We start from the raw sequence: 25,527 nt of genomic DNA, 5'->3' as shown, positions 1-25,527 counted from the left end.
CTGAAGGCTGGGCGCCGGGGTCACCGGTCGTTCATTCGGCCCAGTTCGTTGTCGATGAAGTCGAGAATCTCGTCGGCACTGGCCGATTCGAGCCGGTCGGTGGCGCCGGGACCGTCGCTCTCCGCCTCGGCCTTGGTCACCTTCGTGAGCAGCTGCCGGAGCCGGATGGCGACACCGGTCCGGGTGATCTCGTCGGAGAAGCCGTCCGACAGCGCGGCGTCCAGCCGGTCCAGATCCGCCATCCAGGACGGCGTCGGATCGGGGGCGTCCGCGGGAACGAGTTCGTTCACCAGATATCCGGCCAGTACAGCCGGTGTCGGGTAGTCGAAGATGAGGGTGGACAGCAGGCGCAGCCCGGTGCCGGAGCTCAGCCGGTTGCGCAGCTCGACCGCGGTCAGCGAGTCGAATCCCAGATCGCTGAACCGGTGTGCCGGGTCGATCTTTTCGGCCGACGCATACCCCAGGACCATGGCCGACTGCTCCTGCACCAGACGGACCATGTGCTCGGCGCGCTCGTCGGCCCGCAGGTTCAGCAGCCGGTCCCGCAGTGACTCGGACGTCTCCACGACGGTGGACCGCGCCACCGGACGAGGCCCGGCGCCGAGCAGGCCGCGGAGCACCGGGGCCGGTGCGCCCTGGGCGCGGAGTGCGGCGAGGTTGAGTTGGGCCGTGAGCACAACGGGGTGTCGCAGGGTGGTCGCCGCGTCGAAGAGGGCCATGCCCTGCTCGGTGCTGATGGGCGGCATTCCGGCGGCGCTCATCCGCTGGATGTCGGTCTCGGTGAGCCCGCGGGTCATGCCGCTGTCCTGCGCCCACGGCCCCCACACCAGCGACTGCCCCGCGACACCCTCGGCCCGGCGGCGCACCATCAACGCGTCCAGGAACGAGTTGGCCGCGGCGTAGTTCGCCTGCCCCGGGGCACCCATCGAGCCCGCCACGGACGAGAACACCACGAAGGCGGCGAGGTCCAGGTCGCGGGTCAGCTCATGCAGATGCCACGCCGCGTCCACCTTCGGCCGCAACACCCTGCTCACCCGCTCCGGCGTCAGCGCCCCCACCACGCCGTCGTCCAGGACACCGGCCGTATGCACCACCGCCGTCAGCGGATGGTCCACCGGAATCCCGGCCAGCAATCCGGCCACCGCATCCCGGTCCGACGCATCACACGCCACCACCGAGACCTCGGCACCATGCGCGATCAACTCCGCCTGCAACTCCACGGCGCCCGGAGCATCCAGCCCACGCCGGCTCGTCAGCAACAGACGCCGCGCACCGTGCTCGGCCACCACATGCCGAGCCAACTCACTTCCCAGACCGCCTGTGCCACCGGTGATCAGCACGGTGCCCTCGGGGTCCCAGCGAGGCGGCATGGTCAGCACGATCTTGCCCGTGTGCCTCGCCTGGCTCATGAACCGGAAGGCGTCCCGCGCCCGCCGCACATCCCACGCCGTCACCGGCAACGGACGCAACACACCCGCGCCGAACAGCTCCATCAGCTCGACCAGCATTTCCTGCGTCCGGTCCAGACCGGCGTCCGCCAGATCGAAGGGCAGGTAATCGCCCTCCACTGCTTCCGCCTCGCGGATGTCGGTCTTGCCCATCTCCAGGAACCGGCCACCCGACCGCAGCAGCCGCACCGACGCGTCGACGAACTCACCCGCCAGCGAGTTCAGCACCACATCCACACCCCGCCCACCGGTCACCTCAAGGAACCGCTCCTCGAAGTCCGTCGAACGGGACGAGGCGATGTGATCCTCGGGTATCCCCAGCGAGCGCAACGTGTCCCACTTCGACTCACTCGCGGTGGCGAACACCTCGGCGCCCAGAAGCCGCGCCAGCTGGACGGCCGCCATCCCCACACCACCGGCACCCGCATGCACCAGCACCGACTCACCCGACGACAACCCCGCCAAATCCACCAACCCGTAATACGCGGTGAGGAACACCAGCGGCACCGCCGCGGCATCCTCAAACGACCACTCGTCGGGGACCTTCACCAGCGCACGCCGATCGGCCACGGCGACCGGGCCGAACGCGCCCTGCACCATTCCGAGCACCCGGTCACCGACTCCAAAAGCGGTGACCTCGGAGCCGGTCTCGAGGACCACACCGGCGGCCTCGCAACCCATCCATCCGGCGTCTCCGGGGTACATGCCCAGCGCGTTGAGCACATCGCGGAAATTCATCCCCGCCGCCCGTACCGAGAGCCGGACCTCATCGGCCCGCAGCGGTTCGGTGGCTTCCGGGAACTCCACCAGCGAGAGGTTGTCCAGCCTGTCCTTCTGCCTGCTGTCCAGGCGCCATGCCACGTCTGCCGGGGGCACCAGGTCCGTTGCGGTGGACACCCGGGCCAGTCGGCCGACGCGTACGGCTCCGTCACGCACCACGACCTGCGGCTCACCGGAGGCGAGCGCCACCGGCAGCGCGGACATGGATGCCTCCCGCTCATCCACATCGACGAGCAGGAACCTGTCCGGGTGCTCGGCCTGGGCCGAGCGCACCAGCCCCCATACCGCCGCTCCGGCCAGATCCCTCACCGGTGTGCCCTCGTCGACCGCGATGGCTCCTCGCGTGACGAACGCCAGACGGGAGTGCGCGAACCGGTCGTCGGCCGCCCATTCCTGGATCAGGCCGAGTACCCGCGCGGTCTCCTCGTGCACCGACGTGACCACATCGTGGGCGCCGGCCGACCCGGCCGCGACCGTCACCACCTCCGGCACTGTCTCCAGCACCGTCAGGTCCGCGGCCTCGTCGGCGGTCAGCTCGACCGTGTCCAGACCGGTGCCGGCCACCGGGTCGGCCGGGGCGGGCACCCACTCCAGCCGGAACAGCTCGTCCCGCTCGCCGCGATGTGTTCCGGCCCGCTGCTCGGCGGAGTGTGGCCGCAAGGTCAGCGATTCCGCCGACAGGACCACCGCACCCGCCATGTCGACCGCCGTCAGCGACACCGACTCGGCCCCGGCCTTCGCGATCCGTACCCGTAGCACGGAGGCTCCGCCGGCGTGCAGGGACACCCCGCTCCACGCGAACGGCAGCCGTCCCCGGTCCGACTCTCCGAGGTCCACGAAGGACACCGCGTGCAGGGCCGCGTCCAGCAGCGCGGGATGGATCCCGAACGACTCGGCGTCGCTCCCCTGCTCCGGCAGCGCCACCTCGGCGAAGATCTCTTCGCCGCGCTGCCAGACGGCTCGCAGCCCCTGGAACAGCGGGCCGTAGCCGAACCCGCCCTCGGCGAACCGCTTGTAGAAGCCGTCCAGTTCGACCGGGTTGGCCTCCGTGGGGGGCCAGGTCGGCATGGTGGGTTCGGCGGGTCCCTGCCCAGCGGCCAGCACACCCGTGGCATGGCGGACCCAGGGCTGGTCCGTGGCGTCAGCGGGCCGGGAGTACAGGTTCACGCCGCGGCGGCCGGACTCGTCCGGTTCGGCCACCCAGAGCTGGATGGCCACCGCGTCTCGCTCCTCCAGCACCAGCGGTGCGGCGAGCGTGAGTTCATCGACGCGGTCACAGCCGACCTGATCCCCGGCGCGGATCGCCAGCTCCAGGAAACCGGTCCCCGGGAACAGCACCACACCGCCCACGGCATGGTCGGCAAGCCACGGATGCGACCGCAGCGACAGCCGGCCGGTGAACAGCAGACCGCCGGCGTCCGCCAGCTCCACCGCGGCACCCAGCAGGGGATGCTCCGGCGCCCCCAGCCCAGCGGCGGTCACGTCCCCGGTGCGGGCCGCGGGGGCCGGCCAGTACAGCTCGTGCTGGAAGGCGTAGGTCGGCAGCTCGACCCGACGGGCTCCGGTCCCGGCGAAGAACCGCTGCCACTCGACAGCCACGCCATGAGAGTGCAACCGGGCCAGCGCCGTGACCAGCGCCCGCTCCTCGTCCAGATCCTTGCGCAGGGCCGGGACGAGAACAGCGCTGGCGGCCGACTTCTCGGACAGGCTCTCCTGTGCCATCGCGGAGAGCACCCCATCCGGGCCCAGCTCCAGATACGTGGTCACCCCACGCTCGTCCAGCCACCGCATGCCAGCGGCGAAACGGACCGTCTCCCGAACATGGCGCACCCAGTACTCGGCCGAGCACACCAGCTCCGGGCCGGCCAACTCACCTGTCAGATTCGAGACGAACGGAATCGCCGGGGCCTCATACGAGATGTCCCGGGCCACCCGCCCGAACTCCGCCACCATCGCATCCATCAAGACTGAGTGAAACGCATGCGAGACTCGCAAACGCCTAGTCTTCCGCCCCAACTCCTCGAACCGGGCCACGACCTCCGACACCGCGGTTTCGTCCCCGGCGATCACCACCGAACTCGGCCCGTTGACCGCGGCGATCGACACCCCGGCCGTCAGATACGGAGCGACCTCGTCCTCGGTGGCCTGCAGCGACACCATCGCCCCGCCCGACGGCAACTCCTGCATCAACCGGGCCCGCGCCGCCACCAACGTGCACGCGTCCGCCAGCGAGAACACCCCCGCCACATGCGCCGCCGCGATCTCACCGATCGAATGACCCGCCAGATAGTCCGGCCGGACACCCCACGACTCCACCAGCCGGAACAACGCCACCTCGACCGCGAACAACGCGGGCTGCGTCCACCCCGTCTCGTCCAACAGCTCCGCCTCGACCGACCCGGGCTCGGCGAACATCACCTCCCGCAACGGCCGGTCCAACTCCCGGTCCAGCTGCGCACACACCTCATCCAGAGCCTCCGCGAACACCGGGAACCGCCCGTACAACACTCGGCCCATCCCCGCCCGCTGGCTGCCCTGCCCCGAGAACAGGAACGCCACCACCCGGTCCTCCCGGGCCACGTCCTGCACCACACCGGCAGCCGCACCGCCCACGGCGAGGGCACGCAACCCCTCCATGGCCTCACCACGGTCCCCGGACAACACCACACCGCGCCGCTCGAACGCCGACCGCGTGGTCAGCAAGGACAGTGCGAGGTCGGCAGGGGGCAGCCCCGGATTCCACTCCAGGTACGACAGCATCCGCGCCGCCTGGGCCCGCAGCGCCTCCGCCGTCTTGCCCGACACCGCCACCGGCACGACGCCGGGCGCCGGCATGACGCCGGGCACCGCATCCGGTGTGTCGTCCTCGGCTCCGGCAGCCGCCGGCGGCGCCTGCTCCAAGATGGTGTGCGCGTTGGTGCCGCTGATCCCGAACGACGACACCGCCGCTCGCCTGGGGCGGCTGCCCTCCGGCCACTCCACCGGTGCGGTCAGCAGCCTGACAGCGCCGGACGACCAGTCCACATGCGAGGTCGGCTCATCGAGGTGCAGGGTGGCGGGCAGCATGCCGTACCGCAGCGCCATGACCATCTTGATCACCCCGGCCACACCCGCCGCCGCCTGCGTATGCCCGATATTCGACTTCACCGACCCCAGCCACAACGGACGCTCCGCATCCCGATCCCGGCCATACGTCGCCATTAGCGCTTCGGCTTCGATGGGGTCGCCCAGCGTGGTGCCGGTGCCGTGTCCTTCCACTGCGTCGATATCGATGGGCGAGAGACCGGCGTCGGCCAGGGCCTGCTGGATCACTCGCTGTTGGGACGGGCCGTTCGGCGCCGTGAGCCCGTTCGAGGCACCGTCCTGGTTCACCGCCGAGCCCCGCAAGATGGCCAGCACCTCATGGCCATTGCGCTGGGCGTCCGACAGCCGCTCCAGCACCAGCATGCCGACGCCCTCGGACCAGCCCACCCCGTCAGCACTCTCGGAGAAGGACTTGCACCGGCCATCGGCCGCCAGGCCGCCCTGCGCGCTGAAGTCCACAAAGGGCCCCGGAGTGGCCATGACCGTCACACCACCGGCCAGCGCCAGGGCGCATTCGCCGGCCCGCAGCGCCTGAGCCGCCCAGTGCATGGCCACCAGCGACGAGGAGCACGCGGTATCGACCGTCACCGCCGGCCCCTCCAGGCCGAGGGCGTAGGCGACCCGGCCCGACATCACGCTGCCCGCGGTGCCGGTCCCGACGAAGCTCATCACCTCCTCCGGGAATTCCGCGCCGGAGCCGTAGTCGTGGTACATCACTCCGGCGAAGACACCGGTCCGGCTGCCGCGCAGCGTCAGCGGGTCGATTCCGGCCCGCTCGATCGCCTCCCACGAGGTCTCCAGCAGCAACCGCTGCTGCGGATCCATCGCCAGCGCCTCACGCGGCGAAATCCCGAAGAAGCCCGCGTCGAACTCGCCCGCCTCGTGCAGGAACCCACCCTCACGCACATAGCTCGTGTTGCCGCGAGTGTTCCGATCCGGGTCGTAGAGCGCGTCCAGATCCCATCCCCGGGTGGTCGGGAATCCGGAGATGCCGTCCAGTTCGTCACTCACCAGCTGCCACAGGCCCTCCGCGGAATCCACACCACCGGGGTAGCGGCAGGCCATGGACACGATCGCGATCGGGTCGTCGTCCACGGGCGTACGGCGCGGCGCCGGCGCGAGCGGGCCGCTGTCGGTGCCGAACAGTTCCGCCACCAGGTGTTCGGCCAGCGCCAGCGGTGTGGGGTAGTCGAACACGAGGGTGGACGGCAGGCGCAGTCCGGTGGCGTTGGCCAGCTGGTTACGCAGCTCCACCGCGGTCAGCGAGTCGAAGCCCAGCTCACGGAACTCATGTCGGACTTCCACCGCTTCCGGCGACTCATGCCCGAGAACCGAGGCCACCTCGGTGCTCACCAGGTCCACCACGGCACGGACCCGGTCCGCCGGGCGCAGCTCCGTCAGCCGCTGGGTGAGCGTGGCCGCTGCGGCCGGGTCGCTTGCGGCGGCGTGGCGGCGCGGGGTCCGGTCGGCGTCGGAGCGTACCAGCCATGGCACCTCACGCCGGGCCCGCAGCGCGGCCACATCGACGCGGGCGGGCACCAGCAGCGCGTGGCCCAGCGAGCACGCGGTGTCGAACAGCGCCAGTCCCTGCTCGGCGGGCAGCGGCGACATCCCGCCCCGCGCCATCCGTTTGACGTCCGCTTCGCCGAGCTCGCCGGTCATTCCCGCGCTCTGTTCCCATGGGCCCCACGCCAAGGACGTCGCGGCGAGACCGTGTGCTCGCCGGTATTGAGCCAGGCCGTCCAGGAAACTGTTCGCCGCGGCGTAGTTGGCCTGCCCGGCGCCGCCGACGATGCCCGTGACCGACGAGAACACCACGAACGCCGCGAGGTCCATGTCCCGGGTGAGATCGTGCAGCTGCCACGCCGCGTCCACCTTGGGCCGGAAGACGGTGTCCAGCCGGTCCGGTGTCAGCGAACCGATCACACCGTCGTCCAGGACACCGGCGGTGTGGACGACCGCGGAGAGCGGATGCTCCTCGGGGATCCCCGCGAGCAATTCCGCTACGGCGGCCCGGTTCGCGACATCGCATGCGACGACCCGGACCTCGGCTCCGTGCGCGGTCAGTTCGGCGACCATCTCCACGACCGCGTCGCTCTCGCCACCGCGCCTGCTGGCCAGCAGCAGATGCCGCACACCGTGCTCGGCCACCAGGTGCCGTGCGAGCAGGCGCCCCAGACCGCCCGTACCCCCAGTGATCAGGACCGTCCCGGCCGGATCCCACTGTCGCGGCTCGAGCTCCCCGGTGACCGGGCGGCCCAGCCGTCCGACCCGGACGGCGCCGTCACGGATGACCGCCTGCGGCTCTCCGGAAGCGAGCACGGCGGGGATCGCCGCGGCGGCGTTGTCCTTCTCGTCGAGATCGATCAGCACGAATTGGTCAGGGTTCTCCACCTGCGCCGCCCGCACCAGACCCCACACCGCGGCGGCGCCAAGGTCGAGGACCTCGTCCCCGTCTTCCGCCGCGACCGCGCCCCGGGTCACGAACACCAGGCGGGACCGGGCCGACCGGTCGTCGGCCGTCCAGTCCTGGATCAGCCGCAGCGCCGTGGAGGTGAGTGCTCGCGCCGTGTCGGCCACCATGTCCGCGCCGCCCTCGCCGCCGTGGGCACCTCCGCTGAGCGGGACCAGCACAACAGCGGGATCGTCGCCGGGCGTCTCGCCCAGGGCCCCCAGGTCCTGGTACGTCGTGACGGAGGTTTGCGGCGCCGTGAGTGCCGCTCCGAGCGCGAACTCGTCCGCTCCGAGTACGGCCCACCGCACACCCTCGGTGCCATGGAGGGACCTGGGCGTCGGCACGGGTGTCCATTGCAACTGGAACAGCGCTTCGTGCCGACGCGCGGAAGCGGCGGCCATGTGTTCAGTGGACACCGCCCGCAGGACGAGCGAATCGACCGTCACAACCGGGTCCCCGGCCGTGTCGAGCGCCATCAGCGACACCGATTCCGGACCGGCCTTGGTCAGCCGTACGCGCAGCGTCGACGCGCCACCGGCGTGCAGACAGACCCCGTTCCAGGAGAACGGCAACCGGCCGGCCGCGCTCGCGTCCAGGTCCACGAACAACGCCGCGTGCAGCGCGGCGTCCAGCAGGGCGGGATGCACGCCGAAGGATTCGGCATCGGTCCCTTGCTCGTCCAGGGCGACCTCGGCGAAGACCTCGTCCCCGCGCCGCCACACCGCCCGCAGCCCCTGGAACACCGGCCCGTAGGCGAAACCGCCCTCCGCGAACCGCTCGTAGAACCCCTCAAGATCGACCTCGGTCGCCCCCTCAGGCGGCCACACCGCGCCACGGGACTCCGCCCGGCGCTCCCCGGCCGCGAGCACGCCCGTGGCATGGCGTACCCAGGGTCCCTCCGCGACATCGGCGGGACGGGAGTACACAGTCAGACTGCGGCGTCCCGAGTCGTCCGGTTCGCCCACCCGCAGCTGTACCGCCACCGCATCCCGCTCGGGCACCACCAAAGGCGTCGCCAGGGTGAGCTCCTCCACCGAACCGCAGCCGACCTGGTCACCGGCGCGAATCGCCAGTTCCAGGAAGCCGGTGCCGGGGAACAGCACCACACCGCCGGCCGCGTGATCGGCCAGCCACGGGTGGGTGGCCACCGACAGGCGACCAGTGAACAGCAGACCGCTGGAATCGGCCAGCTCCACCGCCGCGCCCAACAGGGGATGGAGCGCGGAGACCAGGCCAAGACCCGAGGCGTCTCCCGTACGGAGCGAGGTCGCCGGCCAGTAGCGCCGGCGCTGGAAGGCGTAGGTGGGCAGGTCCACCCGTCGAGCACCCGTTCCGGCGAACAGCGCCTGCCAGTCGACCCGCACACCGATGACGTGCAGTCGGGCCAGCGCGGTGAGCAGCGCCCTCTCCTCTTCCTGATCCTTGCGCAGCGCCGGGATCACGACGGTGTCGGCGGACGGCTCGGGCAGGCTGTCCTGTGCCATGGCGGACAGCACTCCGTCGGGGCCGACCTCCAGGAACGCGGTCACCCCGGCCGCGCTGAGTGCGGCCAACCCGTCGGCGAACCGCACCGCCTCGCGCACATGGCGCACCCAGTACTCCGGCGAGCACACCGACTCCGCCGACGCCATCTCACCCGTCACATTCGACACCAGCGGGATCCGCGGAGCCGCGATGGACAGCTCCTCCACCACCCGCCGGAACCCGTCCAGCATCGGCTCCATCAACGGCGAGTGAAACGCATGCGACACCCGCAGCCGCCTGGTCCTGTGCCCCTCCTCCTCGAACCGGGCCACGACCTCCGACACCGCGGTCTCGTCCCCGGCGATCACCACCGAACGCGGTCCATTGACCGCGGCGATCGACACCCCGGCCGTCAGATACGGAGCGACCTCATCCTCGGTGGCCTGAAGCGACACCATCGCCCCGCCCGACGGCAACTCCTGCATCAACCGGGCCCGCGCCGCCACCAACGTGCACGCGTCCGCCAGCGAGAACACCCCCGCCACATGCGCCGCCGCGATCTCACCGATCGAATGACCCGCCAGATAGTCCGGCCGGACACCCCACGACTCCACCAGCCGGAACAACGCCACCTCGACCGCGAACAACGCGGGCTGTGTGAACGCCGTCTGGTCAAGCAACTCTGCGTCGGCCGACCCCGTCTCCGCGAACAGCACATCGCGCAGCGGCCGGTCCATGTGCGCGTCCAGCTGCGCACACACCCCGTCCAGCGCGTCGGCGAACACCGGGAACCGCTCGTACAGCTCCCGGCCCATCCCCAGCCGCTGACTGCCCTGTCCCGAGAACAGGAACGCCACCGTGGGCTCGGTGTCGGCGGCGCCCTCGGCGACCGCCGCCACGCCTTCCCCGTCGGCCAGCAGCACGGCACGGTGCTCGAACACCGACCGGCTCGTCGCCAGCGAGTAGCCCACATCCACCGGCGCCAGACCGGGGTTCGTGTCGACGAACGACATGAGCTGGTCGGTCTGGGCTCGCAACGCGGGCTCGTTCTTGCCCGACACCAGCCACGGCACCAGGCCGGGAGCCGCGGCCGAGCCCTCGGGCGCCGCGGGTGCCGGTCCTTGCTCAAGGATGATGTGGGCGTTGGTGCCGCTGATCCCGAACGACGAGACACCCGCCCGACGCGGCCGACCGGCCTCCGGCCACGGGGTGGGCTCGGCCAGCAGCTCGACCGCGCCGGCGGACCAGTCCACATGCGAAGTCGGCGCATCCACATGCAGCGTCGGAGGCAGCACCCCGTGCCGCATCGCCATGACCATCTTGATCACACCGGCCACACCCGCCGCCGCCTGCGTATGCCCGAGGTTCGACTTCACCGACCCCAGCCACAGCGGCTGTTCGCGCTCCTGGCCGTACGTGGCCAGCAGCGCCTGCGCCTCGATCGGATCGCCGAGCCGGGTCCCCGTACCGTGCGCCTCCACCGCGTCCACATCCGGCGTGGACAGCCCCGCGCTCGCCAGCGCCTGCCGGATCACCCGCTGCTGCGACGGACCGTTCGGCGCCGTGAGTCCATTGGACGCGCCGTCCTGGTTGATCGCCGAGCCCCGCACCACCGCCAGCACCTCGTGGCCGTTGCGCCGGGCGTCCGACAGCCGCTCCACCACGAGCATGCCGACACCCTCGGACCAGCCCGTACCGTCCGCCGCATCGGCGAATGCCTTGCACCGGCCGTCCGGTGCCAGCCCACCCTGGCGGCTGAACCCGGCGAATCCCACCGAGGTGGACATCACCGTCACACCGCCCGCCAGAGCCAGTGAACACTCCCCCGACCGCAGCGCCTGGGCCGCCAGGTGCAACGCCACCAGCGAGGAAGAACATGCGGTGTCCACCGTCATCGCCGGGCCTTCCAGGGCCAGCGTGTACGACAGACGTCCGGACGCCACGCTCGCGGCGAGCCCTGTCCCGGCGTGCCCGGCCAGCTCCTCCCCGGCGTTCATGACCAGAGTCGAATAGTCCTGGCCGTTCGTACCGACGAACACACCGGTCCGGCTGGACCGGAGCGACACGGGGTCGATCCCGGTGCGCTCGAACGCCTCCCACGCGGCCTCCAGCAACAGCCGCTGCTGCGGATCCATCGCCAGCGCCTCACGCGGCGAAATCCCGAAGAAGCCCGCGTCGAACTCCGCCGCGTCGTAGACGAACCCGCCCTCGCGGACGGCCCCGCCGCCCCGCCCATCGGGGTCGTCGGCGAGTATGCCGAGGTCCCAGCCTCGGTCGGTGGGGAAGGCCGAGATCGCGTCGCGGCCGTCGGCGACCAGGTCCCACAGCTGCTCGGGAGAGCGCACACCGCCGGGGAACCGGCAGCTCATCCCGACGATGACGATCGGGTCGTCCATGGGGACGGCCGGCAACGTCGGGAGAGCGGTCTGGGTCCCCGTGCCCATGAGCTCGGTCAGCAGGAGCTGTGCCAGCGCCGCGGGCGTCGGGTGGTCGAACACCAACGTGGACGGCAGGCTCAGACCGGTCGTCGCCGCGAGCTGATTGCGCAGCTCGATCGCGGTCAATGAGTCGAAGCCCAGGTCCTTGAACGCGCGGTCGGCGCCGATGGCCGCCGCCCTGGAGTACCGCAGCACCTGGGCGACCTCCGTACGCACCAGGTCGACCAGGAACCGCGACCGCTCGTCCTCCGGCAGCGCGGCCAGCCGCTCGGCGAGCCCCGCCCGGGACAACTCCGCGACACCGCCCGCGGCCTTACGACGACCGGGCCGTACCAGTCCGCGCAGGATGGCGGGGACACCGCCGGGCAGCCGCAACGCGCCGTTTCCGATCCCGAGCGGCAGGACCAGTGCCTCGTCACAGGCGGTGGCGGCGTCGAACAACGCCAGTCCGCGCTCGACCGAGAGCGGTGGCATGCCCGCATCGCTGATCCGGCGCATCTCGTCGTCGCTCAGGGTGCTGGTCATGCCCGTGCCCTGCGCCCAGGCTCCCCAGGCGAGGGAGATCGCGGGGAGGCCGTGGGCACGCCGGTGCTGGGCCAGGGCGTCCAGGAAGACGTTGCCCGCCGCGTAGTTGGCCTGACCCGCGGTGCCCATCACACCGGACACCGAGGAGTAGCAGACGAATGCGGCCAAGTCGAGGTCACGCGTGAGTTCGTGCAGATGCCATGCGGCGTCGACCTTGGGTCGCAGCACCGTGTCCAGTCGTTCCGGGGTCAGCGATCCGATGACTCCGTCGTCCAGTACGCCCGCGGTGTGTACCACCGCGGTGAGCGGGTGTCCGGCCGGGACGGCGGCGAGCAGTTCGGCGGTGGCGGCTCGTTCGGAGAGGTCACAGGCGGCCACGGTGACCTCGGCGCCGTAGGCGATCAGCTCGTCCCGCAGCTCCACGGCGCCGGGGGCGGCGAGGCCACGCCTGCCGGCCAGCAGCAGGTGTCGGTGGCCGCGTCGGGTGACCAGATGCCGGGCCAGTTCGGCACCGAGCCCGCCGGTGCCCCCGGTGATCAGTACGGTGCCCTCGGCGTCCCAGCGGCGGGGCGTGGTCAGGACGACTTTGCCGATGTGCCGGGCCAGGCTCATGTGCCGGAACGCCTCGCGGGCCCGGCGCACATCCCAGGTACGCACCGGAAGCGGCCGCAGAGAACCGTCGTCGAACAGCCGCACCAACTCGACGAGCATCCGCTGGATGTGCTCGTGTTCCACCAGCCCCAGGTCGAACGGCTGGTAGTGGCACTCCGGCAGCGCCTGTGGGTCGCGGATGTCTGCGTTGTTCAGCTTGTCCAGCTCCAGGAACCGGCCGCCCGGCGCCAGCAGGCGCAGCGAGGCGTCGACGTACTCCCCCGACAGGGCGTTGAGTACGACATCGACCCCGCCGCCGTCCGTGGCAGCGGCGAACCTCGGCTCGAACTCCGTGGTGCGCGAGGAGGCGATGTGTTCCTCCGCCACGCCCAGCGAGCGCAGGGTGTCCCACTTGCCCTCGCTCGCGGTGGCGAACACGTCCGCGCCCAGATGGCGGGCCAGTTGGATCGCCGCCATGCCGACGCCACCCGCGCCCGCGTGAATCAGCGCCTTCTCCCCGGCTCGCAGACCGGCGAGTTCCACCAGTGCGTAGTACGCGGTCAGGAACGCCAGCGGCACCGAGGCGGCGGTCTCCCACGTCCAGCCGTCGGGTACGCGGATGAGGAGCCGTTCGTCCGTCACCCCCACGGGGCCGAATCCCCCGGAGAGCAGGCCCATCACCCGGTCGCCCGGCCGGAGCCCGGTCACCTCGGGGCCGATCGCCTCGACCATGCCGGCGGCCTCGGAGCCGAGCGGCCCGGCTTCGCCCGGATACCTGCCGAGCGCGCCCAGGACGTCGCGGAAGTTCACCCCGGCGGCGCGTATGGCCACCCGCACCTCGCGGCCCGTCAGTGGCTCGAGCGTCTCCGGGCACGCGGCGAGCCTCAGCCCGTCCAGGCCGCCCTTCGCGTGGGTGTCCAGGCCGCCCATCTCGCGGGTGTCCAGCCGCCACGGCGCACCGGTCGGCGGCACCAGGCTGTCGGACGAGGCCAGCTGCGTCATACGCGCGACACGTACCGCGCCCGCGCGGACGACTGCCTGCGGCTCCTCGGCGTCCAGCAGCCCGGGGAGTGCGGGCAGCACGGCCACGGACTCCGCCGAGTCGTCCAGGTCCACCAGCAGGAACCGGCCGGGGTTCTCCGACTGGGCGGACCGTACGAGGCCCCACACCGCCGCGGCCGCCAGGTCGGTGATGTCCTGGTCCGCGTCGGCCACCGCTCCTCGGGTGACGAACACCAGGCGCGACCGGGCGAATCGCTCCTCGGCCAGCCAGTCCCGCAACAGCTCCAGCGCGCGGTGTGTCAGTTCGCGCACCGAATCGGGGCCACGAGCAGGGTCGTCGCCCATGAGCGGTTCGCCCATGAGCGGGGCGACCACGACCTGGGGGACCGCGGCGCCTTCGGGCCCGGCGAGGTCGGCCAACGCCCGTACCGGCGTGGTGTCCCGGGTGACGCCCGCGGACTCCAGCACCGCGGCCAGATCCCACGCGTCCGTGCCGAGCACCGCCCACTCGGCGGCCCCGGCCGCGCCGTCCAGTTGCCGGGGCACCCACTCGACCCGGAACAGCGAGTTCAGCTCGTCGCGGCCCGTCGTCGCGGCCGCCCGAGTCGATGCCGGCCGCAGCGCCAGCGAGCCCACCGAGATCACCGGTGCGCCCTGCACATCGACGGCTGTCAGCGCGACCGTGTCCGGGCCGCTCCTGGTCAGCCTGACCCGCAGCGTCGATGCCCCCGAGGCGTGCAGCGACACCCCGCTCCAGGTGGACGGCAGCAGGCCCGGCTCGTCGCCGTCGGCGTCCGTGAACACGGCCGCGTGGAGTGCGGCGTCGAGCAGCGCCGGGTGCACACCGAAGGTTTCCGCGTCCCGTACTTCCTCGGGCACGGCGACTTCGGCGAAGACCTCCGCACCGCGCGTCCAGACCGCCCGCAGTCCGCGGAAGGCCGGTCCATAGTCCAGCCCGGCCCGTTCGTGGTGTTCGTACAGGCCGTCCAGGTCCATCGTGGTCGTCCCGTGCGGCGGCCATGCCGTCGTATCGAAGTCGGCGACCTCCGCGCCTTCCGTGAGGACTCCCGTGGCGTGCAGGGTCCACTCCTGCCCGGGGCCGTCGGCGGGGCACGAGTGGAACCGCAGTTCCCGGTGTCCGAGGTTGTCCCGGCTCCCCACCCAGAGCTGCACCCGCACCGCGCCCCGCTCGGGCAGCGCCAGGGGGGTGGTCAGGGACAGGTCCTCGACCCGATCGCATCCGGCCTGGTCGGCGGCGCGGACCACCAGTTCCAGGACGCCGGTGCCGGGGAAGCACACCTGCCCGCCCAGCACGTAGTCCGCCAGCCAGGGGTGGGTGGACAGGGACAGTGTGCCGGTCAGCACCAGCTCCTCGGAGGCCGCCACCGTCATGGCGGCCCCCAGCAGCGGGTGCCCGGCCGGCTCCAGTCCCGCACCGGTCAGGTCCGCCGCGCTCACCGAGGCGGACGGCCAGAACCGCTCGTGCTGGAAGGCGTAGGTGGGCAGGTCGACCCGGCGCGCACCGGTTCCGGCGAAGAACGCGGACCACTCCACGCCGACGCCCGTCACATGCAGCCGGGCCAGCGCCGCCACCATGGCGGACCGCTCATCCCGGTCCTTGCGCAGCGCCGGGACCACCACGGCGTCCTCGGGCACCGACTCCTGGGCCATCGCCGACAGCACGCCGTCCGGGCCCAGTTCGACCAGTACGGAAACACCTTCCTCGGTCAGCGTCCGCAGGCCGTCGGCGAACCGCACCGACTCTCGTACGTGCCGGACCCAGTACTCCGGCGACAGCAGCTCCTCCGCCGTGGCGAGGCGGCCGGTCAGATTGGACACGACGGGGATGGCCGGCTCCTGGGGCGACAGACGTGCCACCACATGCCGGAAGTCCGCCAGCATCGGGTCCATCAAAGGGGAGTGGAAGGCGTGGCTGACGGCCAGCCGCTTGGTCTTGCGGCCCTCGGCCTCGAGGTCGGCCGAGGCCTGAAGCACCTCGGACTCTTCACCGGCGATCACCACCGAGCGCGGTCCGTTGAGCGCGGCGATCGACACCCGCTCGTCCAGATACGGGACGACCTCGTCCTCGGTCGCCTGTACGGACACCATCGCCCCGCCGTACGGCAGCTCCTGCATCAGCCGGGCCCGGGCGGCCACCAGCGTGCAGGCCTCCGCCAGCGAGAACACCCCCGCCACATGCGCGGCCACGACCTCGCCGATCGAATGCCCGGCGAGATAGTCGGGTGTGATTCCCCAGGACTCCAGCAGCCGGAACAGCGCCACCTCGACCGCGAACAGCGCGGGCTGTGTCCATCCCGTCTCGTCCAGCAGCGCCGCGTCGGCCGAACCGGGCTCGGCGAACAGCACGTCCCGCAGCGGGCGGTCCAGCTCCCGGTCCAGATGCGCACACACCGCGTCGAGGGCTTCGGCGAACACCGGGAACCGACCGTACAGCTCCCGGCCCATACCGGCCCGTTGGCTGCCCTGGCCGGAGAACAGCACCCCGAGTTTGACGCCGCTCCTCGCCCCGCCACGAGCGATCTCCACCGGGCCGTCGTCATCACCGATGTCCGCCAGCAGCACGGCGCGGTGCTCGAACAGCGACCGGCCCGTGGCCAGCGAGTAGCCCACGTCCAACGGCGCCGGGCCGGGGTTCTCATCGGCCCATTCCCGCAGCCGGTCCAGCTGCGCCGCCAGCGCCTCTTCGCTCTTCGCCGACACCGGCCACGGCACCGGCCCCGCGTCCACCGGACCCGCGACCATCGGCACCGTCTCGGACACCACGGGCGCCGGGCCCTGCTCGAGAATGATGTGCGCGTTGGTACCGCTGATCCCGAACGACGAGACACCCGCCCGGCGCGGCCCGCCGGCCTCCTGCCACTCGGCCGGCTCCCGGAGCAGTTCCACCGCCCCCGCCGACCAGTCCACATGAGACGACGGCTCATCCACATGCAGTGTGCGCGGCAACATCCCGTGCCGCATCGCCATGACCATCTTGATCACACCGGCCACACCCGCCGCCGCCTGCGTATGACCGATGTTCGACTTCACCGACCCCAGCCACAGCGGCCGCTCCCGCCCCTGCCCGTAGGTGGCCAGCAACGCCTGCGCCTCGATCGGATCGCCCAGCGTGGTCCCCGTGCCGTGCGCCTCCACCGCGTCCACGTCCGCCGGGGAGAGACCGGCGCTCGCCAGCGCGGCACGGATCACCCGCTGCTGCGACGGACCGTTCGGCGCCGTCAAACCATTCGAGGCACCGTCCTGATTCACCGCCGAACCACGCACCACCGCCAGCACGTCGTGGCCGTTGCGCCGGGCGTCCGACAACCGCTCCAGCACCAACAACCCCACGCCCTCGGACCACCCCGTGCCGTCCGCCGCATCCGCGAACGCCTTGCAGCGACCATCCGGGGCCAGTCCGCTCTGCCCGCTGAAGCCCACGAACCCGCCGGGGGTGGACATCACCGTCACACCGCCCGCCAGGGCGAGCGAGCACTCCGCCGACCGCAGCGCCTGCGCCGCCAGGTGCAGCGCCACCAGTGACGCCGAGCAGGCCGTGTCGACCGTCATCGCGGGGCCTTCGAGGCCGAGTGTGTAGGAGAGCCGGCCGGACGCCACGCTCGCCGCGATGCCCGTACCGGTGTGCCCCGACGTATCGGAGTTCGCCGTCCTGACCAGGTCCGAGTAGTCCTGGCCGTTCGTCCCGACGAACACCCCGACCTGGCCGCCGCGGAGCGATACCGGGTCGACTCCGGTGCGCTCGAACGCCTCCCACGCGGACTCCAGCAGCAGTCGCTGCTGGGGATCCATGGCCATCGCCTCACGCGGGGAGATCCCGAAGAAGTCGGCGTCGAACCCGGCCGCGTCGTAGAGGAAGCCTCCCTTGGCGGTGTCGCTGCTCCCGGAACCGCCGCCGGAGAGTCCGTCGAGGTCCCAGCCGCGATCGGTCGGGAAGCCGGAAATCGCGTCCCGTCCCTCGGCGACCAGTCGCCACAGATCCTCGGGGGAGCGCACATCGCCCGGGAAGCGGCAGCTCATCCCGACGATCACGACCGGGTCGTCGGCTACGTCGGCCGCGACGACCGTCGGGCCTGGCCTGTCGTCGCGGTCTCCCGTCAACTCGGCCACCAGGAAGTCCGCGAGGACGGTGGGGGTGGGGTGGTCGAACACCAGGGTGGCGGGCAGGCTGAGCCCGGTCACGGTGGCGAGCTGATTGCGCAGCTCGATCGCGGTCAGCGAGTCGAAGCCCAGATCCTTGAACGCCCGGTCGGGCTCGATCGCCGCCACGCCGGAGTACCTGAGCACCGCGGCGACCTCGCCACGGACCAGGTCCAGTACGGCTGCGGGGCGATCCGCCGCCGCCAGCCCGGACAGCCGCTCCACGAGGGCGGACGCGGCCTGTGCGGTCTCCCGGCTGCCGGCGGTTCCCGCCTCGGTCAGTTCGCGATAGCCGGGCAGGTCCGACAGGACCGGGCTGGGACGTACGCCGGCGAACACGCGCAGAAACTCGGGTCGCTGGATGTCGGCGATGACGACCACCGCGTCCTGCCCGACAACGGCCCGGCTCAGCGCGGAGATCGCCATCTCGGGTTCCAGGGCCGAGGTGCCGGTACGCCGCGTAAGGGCGTCGCCCCGCCCGTCGCCCGCCATGCCGCCACCGGCCCAGGCGCCCCAGGCCACGGAGGTGGCGGGGAGGCCCTGAGCGCGGCGCCGCTCCGCCAGCGCGTCCAGCACCGCGTTCGCGGCGGCGTAGTTCCCCTGTCCCGGGTTGCCCAGCGCGCCCGCCGCCGACGAGAACAGTGCGAACACCGCGAGATCCACGTCCCGGGTCAGCTCGTCCAGGACGAGGGCGGAGCGCACCTTGGACCGGAACACCGCCTCGAACCGCTCCGGCGTCAGCCCTTCCAACACCCCGTCGTCCAGCACACCCGCCGCATGCACCACACCTGTCAGCGGGCAGTCGTCGGGAACGGCGGCCAGCACGGCCGCCATCTCGTCCCGGTCGGCGACATCGCACGCCACCACCGAGACCCGCGCGCCCAGGGCCACCAGCTCGGACCGCAACTCACCGGCGCCCGGAGCTCTTTCGCCGCTTCGACTGACCAGCACCAGGTGTTCGGCGCCACTGCGCGCCAGCCAGCGGGCGACATAGCCGCCCAACACCCCCGTACCACCGGTCACCAGCACCGTGCCCGATGGCTCCCAGGCCCCCGCCCCGGTCCCGGCCGCCGCCGCGACAAGTCGGCGGCCGAACACTCCGGACCTCCGGACCGCGATCTGGTCCTCGCCCTCGAACCCGGCCAGCACCGCGGCGAACCGCGATGCCACCCGGCCGTCCATGGCCTCCGGCAGATCGACCAGACCGCCCCAGCGCTGTGGGTACTCCAACGCCGCCACGCGCCCAAGGCCCCACACCGCGGCCTGGACCGCATTCGTCACCCGCTCCGAACGCCCCACCGACACCGCACCCCGGGTGACCGCCCACACCGGCGCGTCAACGCCCGCGTCGCCCAGCGCCTGCAGCAGCGACGTCGTCAGCGCAACGCCCGCGGGTACGGCCGGACGCTCCGCCGTCGCCGACTCCAGCAGCGCCAGCAGCGACACCACGCCCGCAGGCGCCCCGGCGTCCGCCACGACCTCGCGCAACCGTGCCGCCAGGGCCGTACGGTCCGTGTCACCGACCTCCAGCGGCATCACCACGGCACCCAGCGCGGCGACCACCGAGCACACCCACGGGTCCTCCGCCAGCCCCTCCGGCACCACGGCCAGCCAGGTGCCCGACACCACGCCCTCGGGCACACCGGTCAATGGCTTCCAGGTGACGCGGTGTCGCCACCCGTCCACGACCGACCGCTCCCGCCGCTGCCGACGCCACGACGACAACGCCGGTACCAGGGATTCCAGCGCCGCGCCGTCGACATCCAGGTCGACATCCAGGTCGGCGGCCAACGCGCCGAGGTCTTCCCGCTCCACCGCGGCCCAGAACTCCGCGTCCACCGGATCCGCCGCACCGCCCGGTGCTGCCACGGCGGCCTCGGGCCAGTACCGCTGGTGCTGAAACGCGTAGGTCGGCAGATCCACGCGCCGCGCCCCGGACCCGGCGAAGAACGCCGTCCAGTCCAGACGAGCCCCGGCGATGTGCAGCCGGGCCACCGCCTCGGTGAGAGCCTCCTCTTCGGTCCGGCCCTTGCGGAGCGCGGGGACGAGGACCGGGGCGGTGGGCTGGTCACCCAGTGTCTCCTGGGCCATGGCGGACAGCACGCCGTCGGGGCCGACCTCGAGGAAGGCGGACGCACCGGCCGCGCTCATCACCCTCACCGCGTCGGCGAACCGCACCGGCTCCCGGACGTGCCGCACCCAGTACTCGGGGGAACACACCAGCTCGGCCGTGGCCGGCTCACCGGTCACGTTCGATACGAACGGGATCTGTGGCGCCTCGTACGAGATCCCACGCGCGACCTCGTCGTAGTCGGCCAGCATCGGGTCCATCAACGGCGAATGGAACGCATGCGACACCCGCAGGCGGCGGGTCTTGCGGCCCCGCTCCTCGAACCGGGCCACGATCTCCAGCACCGCGGTCTCATCTCCGGCGATCACCACCGAGCGCGGTCCGTTGAGCGCGGCGATCGACACCCGCTCACCCAGATACGGGACGACCTCGTCCTCGGCTGCCTGGAGCGACACCATCGCCCCACCCGACGGCAACTCCTGCATCAGCCGGGCCCGCGCCGCCACCAGCGCACACGCGTCCGCCAGCGAGAACACCCCGGCCACATGCGCCGCCGCGATCTCACCGATCGAATGACCCGCCAGAGTGTCCGGCCGGACACCCCACGTCTCGACCAGCCGGAACAGCGCCACCTCGATGGCGAACAGCGCGGGCTGCGTCCACCCCGTCTCGTCCAGCAGCGCCGCCTCCGGCGACCCGGGCTCGGCGAACACCACCTCCCGCAACGGGCGCTCCAACCGCTCGTCCAGGTGCTCGCACACCGCGTCGAACGCCTCGGCGAACACCGGGAAGCGTGCGTACAACTCCCCTCCCATGCCGGGCCGTTGGGCACCCTGGCCGGAGAAAAGCACCCCGAGCCCGCCGTCCGGCCGGGCCACCCCCTGGAGCGCACCCGCCGTGGGCCGCCCGGAGAGCCAGGAGCTCAGCGACGAACGGAGGCCCGCAGCGTCCTCGGCCAGCACCGCCAGCCGGTGCTCGAAGCCCGACCGGGTGGTGGCCAGCGACAGCGCCACGTCCAGCGCGTCCGTCCGCGGCGCGCTGGACGTGCCGCCGTCGAGGAAGGACACGAGGCGGGCCGCCTGGGCGCGCAGCGCGGGTTCGGTTCTGCCGGACAGCACCCACGGCACCACGGCGGGGCACCCGGCGGATGCGATCTCGGGCTCGGACTCGACCGGTGGGGCCTGCTCCAGGATGGTGTGCGCGTTGGTGCCGCTGACCCCGAACGAGGAGATCCCGGCGCGGCGTGGGCGCTCCCCGTCCGGCCAGGCCACCGCCTCGGTCAGCAACTCGACGGCGCCGGCCGACCAGTCCACATGCGAAGAGGGGGCCGCCACATGCAAAGTGGCCGGGAGCACCCCGTGCCGCATCGCCATGACCATCTTGATGACACCGGCCACACCCGCCGCCGCCTGCGTATGCCCGATGTTCGACTTCACCGACCCCAGCCACAGGGGCTGTTCGCGCTCCTGGCCGTAGGTGGCCAGCAGCGCCTGCGCCTCGATGGGATCGCCCAGCTTCGTGCCCGTGCCGTGTGCCTCCACCGCGTCCACATCCGCGGTGGACAGCCCCGCGTTCTCCAGCGCCTGCCGGATCACCCGCTGCTGCGACGGACCGTTCGGCGCGGTGAAGCCGTTGGACGCACCGTCCTGGTTGATCGCCGAGCCCCGTACCAGGGCGAGCACCTGATGTCCGTTGCGGCGGGCGTCCGTCAGCCGCTCCACCACCAGTACGCCGACGCCCTCGGCCCAGCCCGTACCGTCCGCCGCCTCGGCGAACGACTTGCACCGGCCGTCGGCGGCCAGCCCGCCCTGGCGGCTGAACTCGATGAACGAGCCCGGAGTGGACATCACGGTCACACCGCCGACCAGCGCCAGCGAGCACTCCCCCGACCGCAGCGCCTGGGTGGCGAGGTGCAGGGCCACCAGCGAGGAGGAGCAGGCGGTGTCCACCGTGACGGCGGGGCCTTCGAGGCCGAGCGTGTAGGAGAGCCGTCCGGAGGCGGCGCCGGCGCCCATGCCGGTGCCGACGTTGCCTTCCAGGTCGGTCAGGGAGTTCACGGTCAGATACGAGTAGTCCTGGCCGCTCATGCCGACGAAGACCCCGGTGCGGGAGCCCTTCAGCCGCATCGGGTCGATCCCGGCGCGCTCCACCGCCTCCCAGGAGGTTTCCAGCAGCAGCCGCTGCTGCGGATCCATGGACAGCGCCTCGCGTGGCGAGATCCCGAAGAAGCCGGGGTCGAAGTCGGCGACACCGTCGAGGAAACCGCCCTCCAGGGTGGCGCTGGCGCCCGGACGGCCGTCACCCGCGTCCAGCGCGTCCAGGTCCCAGCCGCGGTCGACGGGGAAACCGGAGATCGCCTCGCGGCCGTCGGCGACCAGTTCCCACAGCTCCTCCGGGGAACCCACCCCGCCCGGGAACCGGCAGCTCATTGCCACGATCGCGATCGGCTCCGTTGCCGCGGCAACGAGCGTCTGGTTCTGCCGACGCAGCCGCTCGGTCTCCTTCATGGAGGCTCGGAGCGCTTCGACGACCTTGTCGCTGGGCGTAGCCATGATCAACTCCGTAGTTCGGCATGGATCCGTGGACATCGCTCACGGGCGCAGCGCCGCGTGCGCGGTTTCCCAGTGCGCGCCGTCGAACCAATCGGCGTCCCTGGTTTCGAAGTGAAAGCGACGAGCCACTGGCAATCCCCTAGTCATTGCCGCAGCGCGCGTCAGCCAGCAGCTCAGCGCCCCGGTGTCGGCCAACTACTGGGGATTTCTTTGACCGTGTGCCGGTAGCAAAGAAGTCTGGCTGCCGATCGAGTACCGATCGCCTTGTTCGCGCGCCGCAACGCGCGAGCGCGCTCGGCATGCCTCCCGTCATCCAGCCCGCACCCGCGGAGGTGTTGATCGTGACCTCGTCCCGACGGCCGATCCTGTTTGTGAGTTCACCGGAGAGCGGGTTGTTCAACTCGCTGTTCACCATCGCCACCGAGTTGTCGCGGCGGGGGGTGCCGGATCTGTGGTTCGCCACCGACGAGAAGCGGCGTGCGGACATCGAGGGCATCAACGAGGACAGCCCGGTGCGCTTTGCCTCCCTGGGCGAGGTGGTGCCCGAGTTCTCCTCCCCCACCTGGGACGACGAGACGTATCGGCGTGTCACTCAGCCGTCGCGGTGGAAGGCCCACCGCGCGCTCGTGGAGCACACCTTCAAACCGCAGCTGCGGGTCCCCAAGTACCGCGCTCTGGACGCGGTGGTGGATGAGGTCAAGCCCGCGCTGATGATCATCGACAGCGTGTCGTTCTTCGGTGTCGAGGTGGCCATCACCAGGAAGATTCCGTTCATGCTGAGCGTTCCCTTCCTGCCCAGCAACCTCTTCATGACCAGCCTGCGCTCCAACTTCCCCTCGGCACACTCCGGTCTGTCGCTCCACATGTCCTTCGCACAGCGGATGGCCAATCGCTGGTTCAAAATCCGCAAGGTGGCGATGTTCTTCAAGCCGAGCATGCTCAAGACGCTCGGCGCCTTCAACCAGGTGCGCAAGGACCTCGGCATCGCCCCCGAGGCGGCCAAGATGACCGCGCGGACCGACCTGGCCGAACAGATCCTGTGCTTCTCGGTCACCGGCCTGGAGTATCCGTTCCCGTTCCCCGACAACATGCGCCTGCTGGGCGCTATCGTGCCGCCACTGCCCGAGGCGCCGGACGACGGCGGACTGTCCCGGTGGCTCGACGCCCGGGACTCGGTGGTCTACATGGGCTTCGGTACGGTCACCCGGCTGACCGCCGACCAGGTGCGCTCCCTGGTGGAGGTGGTCCGCCGGCTTGAGGGGCGCCACGATGTGCTGTGGAAGCTGCCCAAGGACCAGCAGCAGTTTCTGCCGCCGGACGGCGAACTGCCGGGCAATCTGCGGATCGAGAGCTGGGTGCCGTCCCAGCTCGATGTGCTGGCCCACCCGAACGTCAAGGTGTTCTTCACCCACGGCGGGGGCAACGGCTTCCACGAGGGCATCTACTTCGGCAAACCGCTGGTGGTCCGGCCGCTGTGGATCGACTGCTACGACCAGGCCGTCCGCGGCGCGGACAGCGGGGTCAGTCTGACGCTGGACCGGCCGCAGACCTTCGACGTCGACGATGTGGTCGACAAGCTGACGCGGGTGCTGAACGAGGCCTCGTTCCACGAGCGGGCCCGCCACTTCGCCCAGGTGCAGCGGGAGGCCGGCGGTTTGAACACCGCGGCCGATCTGATCCTCGGTTCCCCCGCGCTGAAGTAGCGAAGCGCTGAAGTGACGACCGGCCGACTCTCCTTGTCCGAACACCACCTACGTGGGAAGCGTGAAGATGGCAACCGCTGACGCAATTCCGATCGAGTTTCCGAGGCGGCAGCCAGGCCGTCTCTCCCCGCCGGCGGAGTACGCCGGGCTGCGCTCGCAGGAGGGGCTGGTCAAGTCCTCACTGCCCAACGGCAGCACGGTGTGGCTCGTCACCCGCCACGAAGACGTACGCAGTGTGCTCACCGATCCCCGGATCAGCTCCAACCCGCTGCACGAGGGCTTCCCCAGCATGGGAAAGAACGGCACGGTGCCGCCGCCCGACCAGGTGCCCGGCTGGTTCGTCGCGTACGACCCGCCGGAACACGGCCGGTTCCGCAAGGCGCTCATCCCGGAGTTCACGGTGCGGCGCATCAAGGAGATGCAGCCGGCCATCCAGCGCATCGTGGACAAGCTCATCGACGCCCTGCTCGAGGGCGGAAACTCCGCGGATCTGGTGGCCCAGTTCGCGCTGCCCGTGCCGTCCCTGGTCATCTGTGAGCTGCTGGGGGTGCCGTACTCCGACCATGAGTACTTCGAGTCCCGCACTCGCGTCCTGGTCACGTTCACCTCGACCGACGAGCAGCGGGAGAGCGCGGCCAAGGAGCTCATCACCTATCTGACCAAGCTGATCTCCATCAAGCACAAGTTCCCCGGCAACGATCTGATCAGCGGATTGCTGAAGAACGAGACGCTGACCGCCCAGGAGGTCTCCGGCATCGCGCTGCTGCTGCTGATCGCCGGCCATGAGACCACGGCCAACAACATCGCCCTCGGTGTGGTCATGCTGCTGCTGAACCGGGAGTGGATCGGGGATCCGCGCGCGGTCGAGGAGGCGCTGCGCTATCTGTCGGTCGCCGACCGGGTGGCGTTGCGGGTGGCGGTCGAGGACGTCGAGATCGGCGGTCAGCTGATCAAGGCCGGGGAGGGCATCGTGCCCCTGGGCGCGGCGGCCAACCATGACGAGAACGCCTTCGAGCGCGCTGACCAGTTCGATCCCGGCCGAACCGCGCGCCACCATGTGGCGTTCGGCTACGGCGTGCATCAGTGTCTCGGCCAGCACCTGGTCAGGTCCGAAATGGGGATCGCCTACCGGACGCTGTTCGAGCGGATTCCGACCCTGCGGCTCGCGGTGCCGCCCGAGGAACTGCCGTTCAAGGACGAAGGGATCCTGTTCGGCCTGCATGAACTGCCGGTCACCTGGTAGTTCCGACGGAGGT

The 25,527-nt window shown here is 71.3% G+C and carries 3 protein-coding genes; 2 read left to right on the top strand and 1 reads right to left on the bottom strand.

Annotated features, from left to right (window positions below; all coding sequences use genetic code 11):
• Positions 1-20: 20 nt before the first annotated feature.
• Positions 21-22,568, bottom strand: a complete 22,548-nt coding sequence (locus tag ACH4U7_RS01980; RefSeq protein ID WP_398526079.1) for a type I polyketide synthase — start codon at positions 22,566-22,568, stop codon at positions 21-23.
• 341 nt (positions 22,569-22,909) lie between these two features.
• Between ACH4U7_RS01980 and ACH4U7_RS01975 the strand changes: the two genes are divergently transcribed.
• Positions 22,910-24,271 (top strand): glycosyltransferase, encoded by a 1,362-nt coding sequence (locus ACH4U7_RS01975; RefSeq protein WP_398526078.1) that lies wholly within the window; start codon positions 22,910-22,912, stop codon positions 24,269-24,271.
• Between the two features lie 67 nt (positions 24,272-24,338).
• Complete coding sequence (locus tag ACH4U7_RS01970; RefSeq protein WP_398526077.1) at positions 24,339-25,514, top strand: cytochrome P450; 1,176 nt, start codon at positions 24,339-24,341, stop codon at positions 25,512-25,514.
• Positions 25,515-25,527 lie beyond the last annotated feature (13 nt).

It is taken from the genome of Streptomyces sp. NPDC020845 (assembly GCF_044334165.1).
GTDB lineage: Bacteria > Actinomycetota > Actinomycetes > Streptomycetales > Streptomycetaceae > Streptomyces.
This window is presented reverse-complemented; position numbering and strand designations above follow the sequence as displayed.

What these genes read in the sequence shown, in the direction of transcription:
- ACH4U7_RS01980 (WP_398526079.1), bottom strand. Translation starts at nt 22,568, where the DNA reads ATGGCTACGCCCAGCGACAAGGTCGTCGAAGCGCTCCGAGCCTCCATG.
- ACH4U7_RS01970 (WP_398526077.1), top strand. Translation starts at nt 24,339, where the DNA reads ATGGCAACCGCTGACGCAATTCCGATCGAGTTTCCGAGGCGGCAGCCA.